Source organism: Sphingomonas leidyi (genome assembly GCF_011761945.1).
GTDB classification, from domain to species: Bacteria; Pseudomonadota; Alphaproteobacteria; order Sphingomonadales; family Sphingomonadaceae; genus Sphingomonas; species Sphingomonas leidyi.
Map to the genome: position 1 here is coordinate 479,619 of NZ_JAASQV010000001.1, position 13,646 is coordinate 493,264.

Consider the following 13,646-nt stretch of genomic DNA (forward strand, 5'->3'; position numbering starts at 1 on the left):
CTAGCCGTAACGGCCGGTAATGTAATCCTTCGTCCGCTCCTGCTTCGGCGCGGTGAAGATATTGTCGGTATCGCCATATTCGACCAGCTGGCCGAGATGGAAGAAGGCGGTCTTCTGGCTGACGCGTGCCGCCTGCTGCATGTTGTGCGTCACGATCACGATCGCATAGCGCCCGCGCAGCTCGTGGATCAGCTCCTCGATCTTGGCGGTGGCGATCGGGTCGAGCGCCGAGCAGGGCTCGTCCATCAGGATCACTTCGGGGTCCACCGCGATCGCGCGGGCGATGCACAGGCGCTGCTGCTGGCCGCCCGAAAGCGCGGTGCCGCTGTCACTCAGCCGGTCCTTCACTTCGTCCCACAGGCCGGCGCGGCGCAGCGATCCTTCGACGATCCCGTCCAGCGCGACCTTGGAGGCGGCCAGGCCGTGGATGCGCGGGCCATAGGCGACATTCTCGTAGATCGACTTGGGAAAGGGATTGGGCTTCTGGAACACCATGCCCACCCGCGCGCGCAGCTGCACCACGTCCATCGCCGAGGAATAGATGTCCTCGCCGTCCAGCATGATGTCGCCGGTCACCCTGGCGGAGGCGATGGTGTCGTTCATCCGGTTGAGGGTGCGCAGGAAGGTGGACTTGCCGCAGCCCGACGGGCCGATGAACGCCGTCACATGGTCCATGTCGACGTCGATCGAGACGTCGCGGATCGCCTGCTTGTCGCCGTAGAAGACGTTCACGCCCCGCGCCGACATCTTGTGCCCGGTCGCCGTTGCAGTGGAAAGGGGAGTGGCGTCGGTCATTACCAGCGGGTCTCGAACTTGTTGCGAAGATAGATGGCGAGCCCGTTCATGGCGAGCAGGAACACCAGCAGCACGATGATCGCCGCGCTGGTCTTCTCCACGAAGCCGCGGCTCACTTCGTCCGACCACAGGAAGATCTGCACGGGCAGCACGGTGGCGGGATCGGTGAAGCCCTGGGGCGCGGTGACGATGAAGGCGCGCATGCCGATCAGCAGCAGCGGCGCGGTCTCGCCCAGCGCACGGGCCATGCCGATGATCGTGCCGGTCAGGATGCCGGGCATGGCGAGGGGGAGGACATGGTGGAAGACCACCTGGATCCGGCTCGCGCCGATGCCGAGCGCGGCGTCGCGGATCGAGGGCGGCACGCCCTTGATCGCGTTGCGGCTGGCGATGACGATGACGGGCATGATCATCAGCGCGAGGGTGAGCCCGCCGACCACCGCCGCCGAGCGCGGCAGGAGCGGGCCGAAGCTGTGGCCGCCGATCTGCCAGGTGCCCAGGAACACCGCGAGCCCGAGCAGGCCGAAGATGATCGAGGGCACCGCCGCCAGATTGTTGATCGAGACTTCGATCAGGTCGGTCCAGCGGTTCTTCGGCGCATATTCCTCGAGATAGATCGCGGCGAGCACGCCCACAGGGAAGGCGATCAGGAACGTCACCAGCATCGTCAGCAGCGAGCCCTTGAGCGCGCCCCAGATGCCCACCGCCACGGGATCGTTCGAATTGCTCGCGGTGAAGAAGCCCCAGTTGAAGCCGGTGCGCAGCTTGCCGGCGCTCCGGAGCCTGCTCGCATCCGCCTGCGCCGCCGCGGTGCCCTCGCCGCGCGCACCCATCTCGAGCGCAGTCGAGGCGGGCACCCAGATGGTCCTCTTGCCGCCCAGGATCGAGGGGTCCGCCTTGATCGCGTCGCGCACCGTGATCCAGGCGCTGTTCGCCGCCAGCGAATGATCGCCGCCGCTCTCCGCGGCGATCTCCACCTTGTCCTGCAGCCCGGCGCCCGACAGCGCCAGATCGGCGCCCGGCGTCGAGAGATGCGTGCGGTCGACCGCGAGCCCCATCTTCGGGAAGTCGAGATCGAGCGCCACTTCGCTGCGGGTGAAGCCGCGCGCGCCGTTCGCCACCATCGTCGCGATCAGAAAGGCGAGGAAGGCGGCGGAGAGGATCACCGCCAGCATGCCGAACAGCTTGAAGCGCCGCTCGGCCGCATAGCGGCGGCGGATGCGCTTCTGCATCGCCGCGCCCTTCCAGTCGGTCGGCGTCCGCTCGGGCGCGGGGGCAGGGGCGGCGCGCTTACTCATAGGCTTCGCGATACTTCTTCACGACGCGCAGCGCGACGATGTTGAGCAGCAGGGTGATCACGAACAGCGTCAGACCCAGCGCGAAGGCGGCCAGCGTCTTGGGGCTGTCGAACTCGCTCTCGCCGGTCAGCAGGTCGACGATCTGCTTGGTGACGGTGGTGGCGCTCTCGAACGGGTTGAGCGTGATGTTCGCCGCGCCGCTGGCGGCCATCACCACGATCATCGTCTCGCCGATGGCGCGGGAAACGGCGAGCAGCACGCCCGCCACCACGCCGGGCAGCGCGGCCGGCAGGAGGACGCGCGAGATCGTCTCCGAATTGGTCGCGCCCATCGCCAGGCTGCCGTCGCGCATCGCGGTGGGGACGGCGGCGATCGAGTCGTCCGCCAGCGAGGAGACGAAGGGGATGATCATCACGCCCATCACCAGGCCGGCGGCCAGCGCGCTCTCGGCCGAGGCGAAGGGCATGCCCAGATGCACCGCCAGGTCGCGCACCGCCGGCGCCACGGTCAGCGCGGCGAAATAGCCATAGACCACGGTGGGCACGCCCGCGAGGATCTCGAGCATCGGCTTCATCCAGGCGCGCACGCGGGGCGCGGCATATTGGGTCAGGTAGATCGCGCTCATCAGGCCGAACGGGATGGCGACCAGCATCGCGATCACCGCGCCGATGAAGAAGGTGCCCCAGAACAGCGGCACCGCGCCCAGCGACTTGCCCGGATTGTTCGGGTCGATCAGCTGCGGGCTCCAATGCGTGCTGAACAGGAAGTCCTGCGGCGGCACCATCGCGAAGAAGCGGATCGATTCCCAGAACAGCGACAGGAAGATGCCGATCGTCGTCAGGATCGCGATCAGCGAGGCGACGAGCAGGATCAGCATCAGCCCGCGCTCCACCCGGGTGCGGGCGCGGAAGGCGGGGCTGATCCGGCTGAACGCGAAGGCGCCCCCGGCAAAGGCCAGCAGGATGGCGATCGCCGTGCCGGTCCAGCCATAAAAGGCGATCGCCTCGCGCATCGGCGCGACCAGCGCGTCGGCGGTAGGATCGAAGGTCGAATCGGCCCGGCCCAGCGCCACGTCGCGCGCCTCGCCCAGGATCGTGTCGCGCTCGAACGCGAAGTCGGAGAGCTGGGCGGCGGCTGGCGCCTTGAGCACCTGGTCCCTGATCAGTGCGGGGCTGAGCGCGGTCCAGGCCGCGACGAACAGCAGCGCGGGCAGCACCGTCCACATCGCCACGTACCAGCCATGCTGCGACGGCAGCGAATGCAGCCGCTTCTGTCCGCCGCGATCGAACCGCACGGCGCGCGCGCGTGCGGTCAGCCAGCCGATCAGGCCAAGGCCGACCACCACGAACAGGAGCGCGAAGACATTCACCAGGACGTCAGCTCGGTACGGGATTCAGGAAGGGAAGCGATGATGTCCTCGTTTCAGTGCAACTGGGAGGGATCGAGCGCAATCCCCTTCTCGATGATCTCGGCCGAATGTTCCTGCACCTCGCTCGGCGCCGCGATCAGCCCGCGCTTGGTCAGCTCGCCCTTGGGCTTCCACATGGTGGCATAGAGGTTCAGGAAGTCCTGCATCCCGCGCACCGCCTTGATGTGGCGCTGCTTCACATAGATGTAGAGCGGGCGGCCGCCCGGATATTTGCCGGTGACGATCTCGTTGTTGGTCGGCTCCACGCCTTCGATCGGCGTGCCGTGCAGCCGGTCGATATTCTCCTCGAGATAGGAATAGCCGAAGATGCCGAGCGCGTTCGGGTTCTGGCTCAGGCCCTGGACGATCAGATTGTCGTTCTCGCCCTTGTCGACATAGGGGCCGTCGTCGCGGATGCGCAGGCACGCGTCCTGGAACTTGGCGGGATCGCTGCCGGCCTTGAGCGCCTTGGCCTCGGGATAGGCCTCGAGGCAGCCCGGCTCGAGCATCAGTTCGGTGAAGGCGTCGCGCGTGCCGCTGGTCGAGGGCGGGCCCATCACATAGATCGGGATCGCCGGCAGCGACGGATTGACGTCGCGCCAGGTCTTGGCGGCGTTGGGCTTGCCCATCGGGTTCGCCGCGAGCGCGAGATACAGGTCCTTGCGGCTGAGCTTGAGCCGGGGTCCCGCATTGCTCTCGGCCAGCACCACGCCGTCCAGCCCGATCTGCACTTCCAGAATCTCGCCGACATTGTTCTTCTGGCACGTGTCGTATTCGGTGCGCTTCATCCGGCGCGAAGCGTTGGCGATGTCGGGATATTGCGATCCCACGCCTTCGCAAAAGGCGCGGAAGCCCGCGCCCGAGCCGATCGATTCGATCACCGGGGCCGCGCGGCGCTTGTCCTGGTTGACGAAGGCCTCGGCCACTGCGGTGGTGAAGGGGAAGACGGTCGAGCTGCCCACGGCGCGGATCGGGCGGGTGGTCCCGCTGTCGCAAGCCGAGAGAGCCACTGCGGAAAGCGCGAAAAGCACAAGTCTGCCAAGCATCGCCGTCTCCTGTCCCTGGGATTGTAAGAATCACGGGGCACGCGCCCGGACGGCTGCCCCCATCGGGGCCCTTCGGCTCCTAGCGTGACAGGTTCATGACACCAGCTTTCAGGACAGGCGGTGGACGGGCAGCAGCACGGTCACCGTCGAGCCCTTGCCCACGGTGCTGGCGATATCGAAGCGGCCGCGGTGGCGCTCGACGATGTGCTTGACGATGGCGAGCCCCAGCCCGGTGCCGCCCAGCGTGCGGCTGCGCCCCGAATCGACCCGGTAGAAGCGTTCGGTCAGGCGCGGCAGATGCTCGGGCGCGATGCCCTCGCCCTGATCGGTCACGGTCAGCCGCACCATCGATTCGCCCTCGGGCGTCAGGCTGACGAGGATCGGCGTGCCCTCGCGGCCATATTTCATCGCGTTGCCGATCACGTTGTGGAGCAGCTGGCTCAACTGCGAGGCGTCGCCGCGCACCGGCTCGGTCTCGGCGATCTCGGTGACCACGTCCGCCGCGCGCGGCGCGCCGGAGAGCTCCAGGCACACTTCGTCGATCAGCTCGTCCATCGCCACCGGATTGTCCGGCGCGCGATATTTCTCCGCCTCGATCCGGCTGAGCGAGATCAGGTCGTCGATCAGCCGCTGCATGCGGCGCGCCTCGTCGTGCATGATCTTCAGAAAGCGCTTGCGGATGCCGGGGTCCTCGCTCGCGCCGTCTTCCAGCGTCTCGACATAGCCGAGCAGCGAGGCGAGGGGGGTACGCAGTTCGTGGCTGGCATTGGCGACGAAGTCGACGCGGATGCGCTCGCTGGCATAGCTGCCGGTGCGGTCGATCAGGTGGACGATGCGGCGCCCGTCGCCCAGCGCGGTCACGCGCATCTCCCAGCGCTGGTCGCGCGTGCCCAGGCCGACCAGGTGGATCGGCGCGGAGGAATCATGGTCGTTCGGGTTCATCAGCCGTTCGGCGGCGGCGGGGTGGCGGATGGCGACGCGCACGTCCTCGCCCAATATGTGCTGGCCGAGCAGGGTGCGCGCGGGCGGATTGGCGGCGATCACGCGCCGGTCGGCGATCAGCAGCACCGGCTCGGCGATCGCGTCGAGCACTTCGCCGATGCCCGGGCCCTCGGCCGCCGCCGGAGCGGTGTCGAGCGGGCCCATCGGGTCGCCGCCCGCCGTCGCCACCAGCACGGCGGCGACGCCGCACACCAGCATGACCAGGCTCGCCTGCACGTCGCCGTTGAGCAGCAGCCCCGCGAGCGCGCCCGCGGCAGCGATGCCGAGCGCCACGAGCGCCTTTATGCCAGGGGAATAGGGCATTTGCGCGCTCTTCTAGGGGCGGGGTGGGAACTCGGCAACGCCTCTCGATTTCAAACCCGCGCCTCCATTCCTCCTGTAGGAAGCCGGGACGCGCCCTCCCGCAATTTACGATTGCGAAACGCCGGCGGGCGCAGGACAATGCGCCATGGCAGACGAAGATCCGCTTCCCAAGGCCAGCCGCCGCGCGCTGATGCTGGGCGCCGCGAGCGCGTCGGCGATCGTCTCGATCCGCCCGGCGCTGGCGCAGACCAATGCCTCGGTGATGAACTGCGAGATCCCGGTCCCCGATCCCGGCCGCGCGGGCCAATATGTCGCGGCGGACGGCAAGCTTGTCCCCGCCGGCACGCAGGGCGCCTTTCCCGCAGCGGGCACGCCGTTCAAGGCCGAGGACGTCAAGCGCGCGCTGAACGGCGGCACGCTGCCCGGCACCACGTACGAGCAGAGCCGCGCCTATACCAACTATATCCGCCGCCTCCAGTCGGGCGCCAGCGGCTTCACCTGCTTCGCCTCGCTGCAGATGCCGCGCGGCTGAAGGCCGTGGCCGATCCGACTGCGCGACGATGCGATGATGTGAACAAGGGAAGAAGGAAGCGGGCTCACGCGGAGACGCGGAGACGCGGAGAGAGTCCCTTCGGCGAGCCCGGGCGCCGCGCCGGCGGCAGGATCTCGGCGCCGGCGCCGATTACGGGCATCGCGCGCGCGATGCGGAATGGCCTCCGCGTCTCCGCGTCTCCGCGTGAACATCTTCTTCGTTGCGTCGCGGCGTCGTTGCGCGAAGATCGGCGATGACCAGCTATCGCGCCGCGCCGCCGGAAACGCTGCGCATCGTCCCCCTGGACGCGCTCACACTGATCTATCACCGCGCGTCGGGCATCACCCATGTCGTCGATGCGCCGGTGCCCGAGCTGCTCGAGGCGCTTGGCGTCGGCGAATTCACCGTCGATCAGCTGCTCGCAACGCTCCAGGACCGGTACGACCTGCTCGACGCCGATCCCGCGGCGCTGGCCGTGCGCCTGGACGAACTCGTCCAGGCCGGCCTGGTGGAGCGGCTGTGAGGCACGCCACGCGTCTCGCCATCGGCCCCGCGGCCTTCCGCATCGGCAGCGACTGGCGCGCGCCGATCGCCGCGCTGGACGATCTCTATCGCGACTATCCGAAACCGGAGGTTCCGGACTTCAACGTCCATCTCTTCGCCGCGCGGCCCTGGCGGAAATTCCTCCGCCCCGCCGTCCATATCGGCGGCGACTACACCATTCCCGACGCCGCGCCGCTGCCGCTGGCCCAGGGGCTGCTCGCTGCCGAGATGGGGATGAACCTCCAGATGGCGCTCGCCCAGCGCCGGTTCCTGCTGCTGCATGCATCCGCGGTCGAGCGGGGCGGAAGGGCGGTGCTGATGACCGGCATCTCCGGCGCAGGCAAATCCACGCTGGCGGCGCTGCTGATGGCGCGCGGCTGGCGGCTGATGGGCGACGAGTTCGTGCTGATCGATCCCGCCACCGGCCTGGCGCATGGCTTTCCCCGGCTGATCAGCCTGAAGAACCAGGCGATCGCCGTCGTCCGGGCCGCGCTGCCCGATGCGCGGTTCGGGCCGCTGCTTCCCGGCACGCCCAAGGGCGACATCCGCCATCTCGTTCCCGATGCCCGGGCGATCGCCGCGATGGCCGCGCCCGCCGAGCCGGCGCTCCTCCTGTTTCCGCGCTTCGGCTTCGACGCCGCCGAGCGCCCGGTGCCGCCGAGCGAGGCGTTCGTCCGGCTGACCCAGGCATCGACCAACTATGTCCATCTGGCCGAGCGCGGCTTCGATGCGCTCACCCGGCTCGTCCGGACGGTGCCGGCGCGGGCAATCGACTATCCGGACACCGAAAGCGGCATTGCCCTGGTCGAGGCGCTGGCATGACGCCCGGCTGGCGCCTGGCCCATGTGCTGCGCGCGCCGAGCCTCGCCATGGATTTCACTGCGCGGGAATGGACCGAGCTCTTCGCCGTGGCCCGGGCCGAGCAGATGGCGGGCACGCTGGCCCACCGGCTGAACGGCCTGGCGCTCCCCGCCGCGGTGCAGCGCCTGGTCGACGACGCGATCGCCTCGGCCGGGCAGGTCCGCCTGGCGGCGCTCTGGGAGGCCGAGATGGCCCGGCGGGCGCTGGCGCCGCTGGGCATGCCGGTCGTTTTGCTCAAGGGCACCGCCTTCGCTGCCGCCGGGCTTTCGCCCTCGGTGGGCCGCAACATCGGCGATCTGGACATTCTGGTCCCCCGCGACCGGATCGGGGAAGCAGAGGCCGCCTTGCTCGCCGCCGGCTGGGAATGGGTGAAGCCCGATCCCTATGACGATGCCTATTATCGCCGCTGGATGCACGAGCTGCCTCCGCTGATCCATCGCGAGCGCGACCGGATGATCGATGTCCACCACACGATCCTGCCGCTCACCGCCCGGATCACCCCGGACGCCGAGGCGCTGCTGGCGGCCAGCGAGCCGCTTGGAAACGGCCTGTCCATCCTTTCCCGTCCGGACCGTCTGCTTCACGCCGCGGCCCATCTTCTGGCGGACGGCGATCTCGCCGGCGGGATGCGCAATCTGTGGGATATCCATTGCATGTTCGCGTCCGGAGCATCCTCTGGCCTGACGGAGCGCGCCCGTCGCCACGGCCTGATCCGTGAAATGGCCCGCGCCGCCCGCCTGTCGCACGCCCTGTACGGCACCGAGGTGCCCCCGGAATGGCAAGGTCTCGGCGTCATCGACCGCCTCTATCTCCGCCGCCTGACGGCGCGGGACGGCTGGGGCCGCCAGACCCGGAAGCTCACCCGGCTGGGCTTCTATGCACGCAGCCACTGGCTGCGCATGCCGCCCCTGATGCTCGCCCGGCATCTCTGGACCAAATATCGCAAGGGCTATCGGCCGGTCGGCTGAAGGCGCTGAAACAAAACAAGAACAAATCCTTGCCCCGCAGGGCCCTTGCGGCTATCCTGCGCGGGCATTCGAGGAGAAGGGATTGCCATGTTCCGCAAGGTCGCTTTCACCATGTACCCGGTCGTCGATCTCGCGCGGGCGCGCAGTTTCTACGAGGAGACGCTCGGCCTGCCGCCCAGCCAGGGGCCTGAGGGGATTCCGTGGATCGAATTCGATCTGCCCGGCGGTGGCTGTCTTGCGCTCACCAACGTCACCGGCGACCGGCCGGCCTCGGATGCCGGCGGCACGATCGCCTTCGAGGTCGAGGACCTTGATGCGCTCTGCACGGAGCTGGAAGGGAAAGGCGTCACCTTCAAGAGCGACCTGATCCACTCGCCCGTCTGCCGCATGCGCGTGATCGAGGACAGCGAAGGCAATGCCATCCTGCTCCACCAGCTGAAGGATCGGGGCTGATTCTCTCCGTCGTCGTCCCTGCCCGTGCGGGGGCGACGGTTTAAGTTCAGGCCGGAAGCTCGACGACTCCCAGCCGCTCGAGCGCCGGCACCAGCTCGGCATAGCTGTCGATGACTGCGTCGGCCCCCAGTTCCGCCACCGGCTGCGAAAGGAAGCCGAAGCTGACGGCGATGCTCGGTACCCCGGCATTCCTCGCCGCCAGCGTGTCGAAGATCGAATCGCCTACGAAGGCCGCGCGCCCGCCGCCGCAGCGGCGGATCATTTCCCGCAGGGGCAGGGCGGAGGGCTTGGCGTTGCCCTTGCCCATCGTGTCGCCGCCGATGATCGTGGCGAAGCGGCGGTCCAGGCCCAGCTCGGCGATCAGCTTCACTGCGAGATATTCGAACTTGTTGGTGACGATGCCCAGCACCACGCCCCGCGCCGCCAGGGCGTCCAGGGCCTCGATCATGCCGGGGAAGGGCCGCGAATGGTCCGAGACATGGTCGCGATACCAGTCGAGCAGCGCCGGGTAGATCCGCGCCATCAGCGCTTCGTCATAGCCGCCCGATGCCTCCAGTGCCTGTTCGAGCATGTGCCTGGCGCCGCGCCCCACCATCGTCATCACCGCCGCCCTGTCGAGCAATGGCCGCCCGGCCAGTTCGAGCGCGTGGTTGGTCGCGCCCACCAGATCGGCACTGGTGTCGATCAGGGTGCCGTCCAGGTCGAAGCCGACGATGTCGAAGGGGAAATCAGCCATCGCGGTGCTGCCTGCCAGCGGACCTATGGAATTGGCAAGCTTATCGTGGCAGGGGGCGGGTGCACGGAGGGAAAATGACGGCACCGATTGCAGCAATCATCCTCGCGGCCGGCAAGGGCACGCGGATGAAGTCGGACACCCACAAGGTGCTCCACCCCATCGCAGGGCGGCCGATGCTGCTCCATCTGATCGACAGCGTGAAGGCGCTGGGCGCCGAGCGCGAAGTGGTGGTGGTCGGCGCGGGCCGCGAGCAGGTCGAGGCGGCGGTCCATCCGCTCGGTGTCGAGACCGCGGAACAGGCCGAGCAGCTCGGCACCGGCCATGCCGTGCGCATGGCGGAGGGCGCGCTTGCGGGTTTCCAGGGCGATGTGCTGATTCTCTATGGCGACGTGCCGCTGGTCACGACCGAGACGATGCGCCGGATGCTCGACGCGCTCCATGGCGATGGCGGCCCCAGCGTGATCGTGCTCGGCTTCCGGCCGGTCGATCCGGGAGCCTATGGCCGGGTGATCGTCGGCCCCGACGGCCGGCTCGACAAGATCGTCGAGTACAAGGACGCCACGCCCGAGGAGCGGGCGGTGACGCTTTGCAATTCCGGCCTGATGGCAGTGCGCTCGGTGGACCTGTTCCGCCTGCTCGCCCAGCTCGGCAACGACAATGCGGCGGGCGAATATTACCTCACCGACCTGGTCGAGCTGGCGCGCCGGGACGGCCGCTTCTCGGTCGGGATAGAGACCGATGCGATCGAAGTGGCGGGGGTGAACAGCCGCGGCGAGCTCGCCATGCTCGAACAGGAATGGCAGCAGCGCCGCCGCGCCCGCGCGATGGTGGAAGGAGCCACGCTGATCGCGCCGGAGACGGTGTGGTTCGCCCATGACACCCAGGTCGGCCGCGACGTGACGATCGCGCCCAACGTGGTGTTCGGCCCCGGCGTCTCGGTGGCGGACCGGGTTACCATCCATGCCTTCAGCCATGTCGAGGGCGCCGAGATCCTGTCGGGCGCGGATATCGGCCCCTATGCGCGGCTACGTCCCGGCGCGCGGATCGAACAGGGCGCCAAGGTCGGCAATTTCGTCGAGATCAAGAAGGCGGTGATCGGTCCGGGCGCCAAGGCCAATCATCTAAGCTATATCGGCGATGCCGTGGTGGGCGCGGGGGCGAATATCGGCGCCGGCACGATCACCTGCAATTATGACGGATTCTTAAAGTACCGGACAGTGATCGGAAACGGCGCCTTTGTAGGTAGCAACAGCGCCCTGGTCGCGCCCGTCACCATCGGCGACGGCGCGATCGTGGGCGCCGGATCGGTGGTGACGCGCGATGTCGAGGCCGATGCGCTGGGGATCGTGCGGGCCGAGCAGCAGGTGAAGCCGGGCTGGGCGCGCAAGTTCCGCGAAGCGATGAAGGCGAAGAAGGAGGCGGCGAAGAAGTGATGCGCATGCGAACCCTGTTCTCGATGCTTGCATTGACCGTCGCCGCGCCGGCCGTCGCGCAGACTGCCGCGCCGATGAACCCGGGCCAGGCGATCGAGGCCGTCGCGGCCTCGAAGACCGGCGAGGTCGAGGGGGTGTTCGAGTTCGTCGTCGCCTCCGCCGGCGCAGGCGGGTTCAGCGTCTATCTGAACTCGGCGGCCAATTATCGCGACCCGGGCAACCTCACGATCGAGCTGCATTCGGCGGCGATCGCCGCACTGAAGCAGAAGCTCGGCGGCTATCCGGAGGACCTGCTCGCCGGCAAGCGCGTACGCGTGAAGGGCATTGCCCGCCGCGTGCCGGTGGGTTCGCATTTCCAGACGCGCATCGCAGTCGACAGCATCGCCCAGATCGAAATCCTCGGCTGATCGCCGGGCCCAGAACAGGAACACCCAGAGCATGTGCGGAATCGTCGGAATCGTCGGCAAGGAGGAAGTCGCGGAGCGGCTGTTCGACGGTCTCAAGCGCCTCGAATATCGCGGCTATGACTCGGCGGGCATCGCCACGGATGTCGACGGCCGGATCGAGCGCCGCCGCGCCTCGGGCAAGCTGGTCAATCTGGGCAAGGAGCTGGCGGCCAATCCGCTGCCCGGCACCACCGGCATCGCCCATACCCGCTGGGCGACGCATGGCGGCCCGACCACCAACAACGCCCACCCGCACGCCACCGGCGAAGTCGCGCTGGTCCACAACGGCATCATCGAGAATTTCAAGGGCCTGCGCGACGAGCTGATCGCCCGCGGCCGCACCTTCGAGAGCGAGACCGACAGCGAAGTCGTCGCGCATCTCGTCAGCGAGAAGGTCGAGGCCGGCATGGCCCCTGCCGAAGCCGTCGCCGAAGTGCTGCCGCGCCTCCACGGCGCCTTCGCGCTCGCCATTCTGTTCCGCGAGCATCCGGATCTGCTGATCGGCGCCCGTCTCGGCTCGCCGCTGGTCGTCGGCTATGGGGAGGGCGAGACCTATCTCGGCTCGGACGCGCTGGCGCTTGCCCCGCTCACCCAGCGCATCGCCTATCTCGAGGAAGGCGACTGGGTCGTCATCACCCATGACGGCGCCCAGATCTTCGACAAGGACAACAATCCCGTCGAGCGGCCGATCACCATCTCGGGCGTCACCGGCGATCTCGTCTCCAAGGGCAATCACCGGCACTATATGCTCAAGGAGATCTACGAGCAGCCGATCGTCGTCGCCCAGACGCTGCGCGCCTATCTTCAGCGGATGGAGGAGCGGGTCACGCTGCCGATCCCCGATTTCGACCTGTCGGCGATCCGGCGCGTCACCATCGTCGCCTGCGGCACCAGCTTCTATGCCGGCATGGTCGCCAAATACTGGTTCGAACAATTCGCCCGCGTGCCGGTCGACCTCGATGTGGCGAGTGAGTTTCGGTATCGCGCGCCGGTGATGGAAGAGGGGGGGCTGATGATCGTCATCAGCCAGTCGGGCGAGACTGCCGACACGCTCGCGGCGCTCCGCCATGCCCGTGCCGAGGGCCAGACGATCGCTGCGGTGGTCAACGTCCCCACCAGCTCGATGGCGCGCGAGGCGGACCTGCTGCTGCCGACGCATGCCGGGCCGGAAATCGGCGTCGCTTCCACCAAGGCGTTCACATGCCAGCTCGCGGTGCTCGCCGCGCTCGCCGCCAATCTCGCCAAGGCCAAGGGCAAGCTCTCCGAGGTCGAGGAGAAGGCGCTGGTCAAGCATCTCGCCGAAGCGCCCGCGGCGCTCAACGGTGCGCTCGCCTATGACGAAGCGATCCAGGCGATGGCCGGGGTCGTGGCCGCGGCCCGCGACGTGCTCTATCTGGGCCGCGGCACCGATTATCCGCTGGCGCTGGAAGGTGCGCTGAAGCTCAAGGAAATCAGCTATATCCACGCCGAGGGCTATGCCGCCGGCGAAATGAAACACGGCCCGATCGCGCTGATCGACGATGCCGTGCCGGTGATCGTGATCGCCCCCTCGGGTCCGCTCTTCGAGAAGACCGTGTCGAACATGCAGGAAGTGCAGGCGCGCGGCGGCAAGGTGATCCTGATCTCGGACTATGACGGGATCGAAGCGGCGGGCGAAGGCTGTGTGGCGACGATCACCATGCCCAAGGTCCACCCGCTGATCGCGCCGCTGGTGTATGCGGTGCCGGTGCAGCTGCTTGCCTATCATGTGGCGGTGGCCAAGGGCACGGACGTCGACCAGCCGCGCAACCTGGCGAAGTCGGTCACCGTCGAATAACCGGCC

At 68.1% G+C, this 13,646-nt stretch carries 14 protein-coding genes; 8 read left to right on the forward strand and 6 right to left on the reverse strand.

The window, feature by feature from the left end; genetic code table 11:
• From pstB to FHR20_RS02530, 5 genes are all read right to left on the reverse strand, one after another.
• Positions 1-795 (reverse strand): phosphate ABC transporter ATP-binding protein PstB, encoded by a 795-nt coding sequence (gene pstB, locus FHR20_RS02510; RefSeq protein WP_167298069.1) that lies wholly within the window; start codon positions 793-795, stop codon positions 1-3.
• A complete protein-coding gene (gene pstA, locus FHR20_RS02515; RefSeq protein WP_243857101.1) occupies positions 795-2,093 on the reverse strand; it encodes a phosphate ABC transporter permease PstA in 1,299 nt (432 codons plus the stop codon). The genes pstB and pstA overlap by 1 nt, the downstream gene beginning before the upstream one ends.
• The gene (gene pstC / locus FHR20_RS02520) at positions 2,086-3,462 is read right to left on the reverse strand and encodes a phosphate ABC transporter permease subunit PstC (RefSeq protein WP_167298070.1); all 1,377 of its coding nucleotides are present in this window, start codon (positions 3,460-3,462) and stop codon (positions 2,086-2,088) included. The genes pstA and pstC overlap by 8 nt, the downstream gene beginning before the upstream one ends.
• A 53-nt stretch (positions 3,463-3,515) precedes the next feature.
• A complete protein-coding gene (locus FHR20_RS02525; RefSeq protein WP_167298071.1) occupies positions 3,516-4,547 on the reverse strand; it encodes a substrate-binding domain-containing protein in 1,032 nt (343 codons plus the stop codon).
• Positions 4,548-4,655: 108 nt separating this feature from the next.
• Positions 4,656-5,852, reverse strand: a complete 1,197-nt coding sequence (locus FHR20_RS02530; protein WP_167298072.1) for an ATP-binding protein — start codon at positions 5,850-5,852, stop codon at positions 4,656-4,658.
• 145 nt (positions 5,853-5,997) lie between these two features.
• Between FHR20_RS02530 and FHR20_RS02535 the strand changes: the two genes are divergently transcribed.
• From FHR20_RS02535 to FHR20_RS02555, 5 genes are all read left to right on the forward strand, one after another.
• The gene (locus FHR20_RS02535) at positions 5,998-6,384 is read left to right on the forward strand and encodes a hypothetical protein (RefSeq protein WP_167298073.1); all 387 of its coding nucleotides are present in this window, start codon (positions 5,998-6,000) and stop codon (positions 6,382-6,384) included.
• A 253-nt stretch (positions 6,385-6,637) separates the two neighbouring features.
• Positions 6,638-6,907 carry an HPr-rel-A system PqqD family peptide chaperone gene (locus FHR20_RS02540; protein ID WP_167298074.1) on the forward strand — a complete coding sequence of 90 codons (270 nt, stop codon included), beginning with the start codon at positions 6,638-6,640 and terminating at the stop codon, positions 6,905-6,907.
• The gene (locus FHR20_RS02545; RefSeq protein WP_167298075.1) at positions 6,904-7,749 is read left to right on the forward strand and encodes an HprK-related kinase A; all 846 of its coding nucleotides are present in this window, start codon (positions 6,904-6,906) and stop codon (positions 7,747-7,749) included. The genes FHR20_RS02540 and FHR20_RS02545 overlap by 4 nt, the downstream gene beginning before the upstream one ends.
• Positions 7,746-8,756, forward strand: a complete 1,011-nt coding sequence (locus tag FHR20_RS02550) for a nucleotidyltransferase family protein (protein ID WP_167298076.1) — start codon at positions 7,746-7,748, stop codon at positions 8,754-8,756. The genes FHR20_RS02545 and FHR20_RS02550 overlap by 4 nt, the downstream gene beginning before the upstream one ends.
• An 87-nt stretch (positions 8,757-8,843) precedes the next feature.
• Entirely contained in the window at positions 8,844-9,209 is a 366-nt protein-coding gene (locus FHR20_RS02555; protein WP_167298077.1) for a VOC family protein, read from the forward strand.
• Positions 9,210-9,255: 46 nt separating this feature from the next.
• Here the strand turns inward: FHR20_RS02555 and FHR20_RS02560 are convergent, their stop codons facing one another.
• On the reverse strand, positions 9,256-9,945 hold the full coding sequence (locus FHR20_RS02560) for an HAD hydrolase-like protein (protein WP_167298078.1): 690 nt from the start codon (positions 9,943-9,945) through the stop codon (positions 9,256-9,258).
• 74 nt (positions 9,946-10,019) lie between these two features.
• Between FHR20_RS02560 and glmU the strand changes: the two genes are divergently transcribed.
• The 3 genes from glmU to glmS are packed head-to-tail and all read left to right on the forward strand — an operon-like array spanning position 10,020 to position 13,640.
• On the forward strand, positions 10,020-11,378 hold the full coding sequence (gene glmU / locus FHR20_RS02565; protein WP_167298079.1) for a bifunctional UDP-N-acetylglucosamine diphosphorylase/glucosamine-1-phosphate N-acetyltransferase GlmU: 1,359 nt from the start codon (positions 10,020-10,022) through the stop codon (positions 11,376-11,378).
• Between the two features lie 5 nt (positions 11,379-11,383).
• Complete coding sequence (locus tag FHR20_RS02570; RefSeq protein WP_167298080.1) at positions 11,384-11,785, forward strand: hypothetical protein; 402 nt, start codon at positions 11,384-11,386, stop codon at positions 11,783-11,785.
• A 31-nt stretch (positions 11,786-11,816) separates the two neighbouring features.
• Positions 11,817-13,640, forward strand: a complete 1,824-nt coding sequence (gene glmS / locus FHR20_RS02575) for a glutamine--fructose-6-phosphate transaminase (isomerizing) (protein ID WP_167298081.1) — start codon at positions 11,817-11,819, stop codon at positions 13,638-13,640.
• Positions 13,641-13,646 lie beyond the last annotated feature (6 nt).

Coding starts and splice junctions, on each gene's coding strand:
- FHR20_RS02525 (WP_167298071.1), bottom strand. CDS start 4,547: ATGCTTGGCAGACTTGTGCTTTTCGCGCTTTCCGCAGTGGCTCTCTCG.
- FHR20_RS02555 (WP_167298077.1), top strand. CDS start 8,844: ATGTTCCGCAAGGTCGCTTTCACCATGTACCCGGTCGTCGATCTCGCG.
- pstA (WP_243857101.1), bottom strand. CDS start 2,093: ATGAGTAAGCGCGCCGCCCCTGCCCCCGCGCCCGAGCGGACGCCGACC.
- pstB (WP_167298069.1), bottom strand. CDS start 795: ATGACCGACGCCACTCCCCTTTCCACTGCAACGGCGACCGGGCACAAG.
- FHR20_RS02560 (WP_167298078.1), bottom strand. CDS start 9,945: ATGGCTGATTTCCCCTTCGACATCGTCGGCTTCGACCTGGACGGCACC.
- glmS (WP_167298081.1), top strand. CDS start 11,817: ATGTGCGGAATCGTCGGAATCGTCGGCAAGGAGGAAGTCGCGGAGCGG.
- FHR20_RS02530 (WP_167298072.1), bottom strand. CDS start 5,852: ATGCCCTATTCCCCTGGCATAAAGGCGCTCGTGGCGCTCGGCATCGCT.
- FHR20_RS02540 (WP_167298074.1), top strand. CDS start 6,638: ATGACCAGCTATCGCGCCGCGCCGCCGGAAACGCTGCGCATCGTCCCC.
- FHR20_RS02570 (WP_167298080.1), top strand. CDS start 11,384: ATGCGAACCCTGTTCTCGATGCTTGCATTGACCGTCGCCGCGCCGGCC.
- glmU (WP_167298079.1), top strand. CDS start 10,020: ATGACGGCACCGATTGCAGCAATCATCCTCGCGGCCGGCAAGGGCACG.
- FHR20_RS02550 (WP_167298076.1), top strand. CDS start 7,746: ATGACGCCCGGCTGGCGCCTGGCCCATGTGCTGCGCGCGCCGAGCCTC.
- FHR20_RS02535 (WP_167298073.1), top strand. CDS start 5,998: ATGGCAGACGAAGATCCGCTTCCCAAGGCCAGCCGCCGCGCGCTGATG.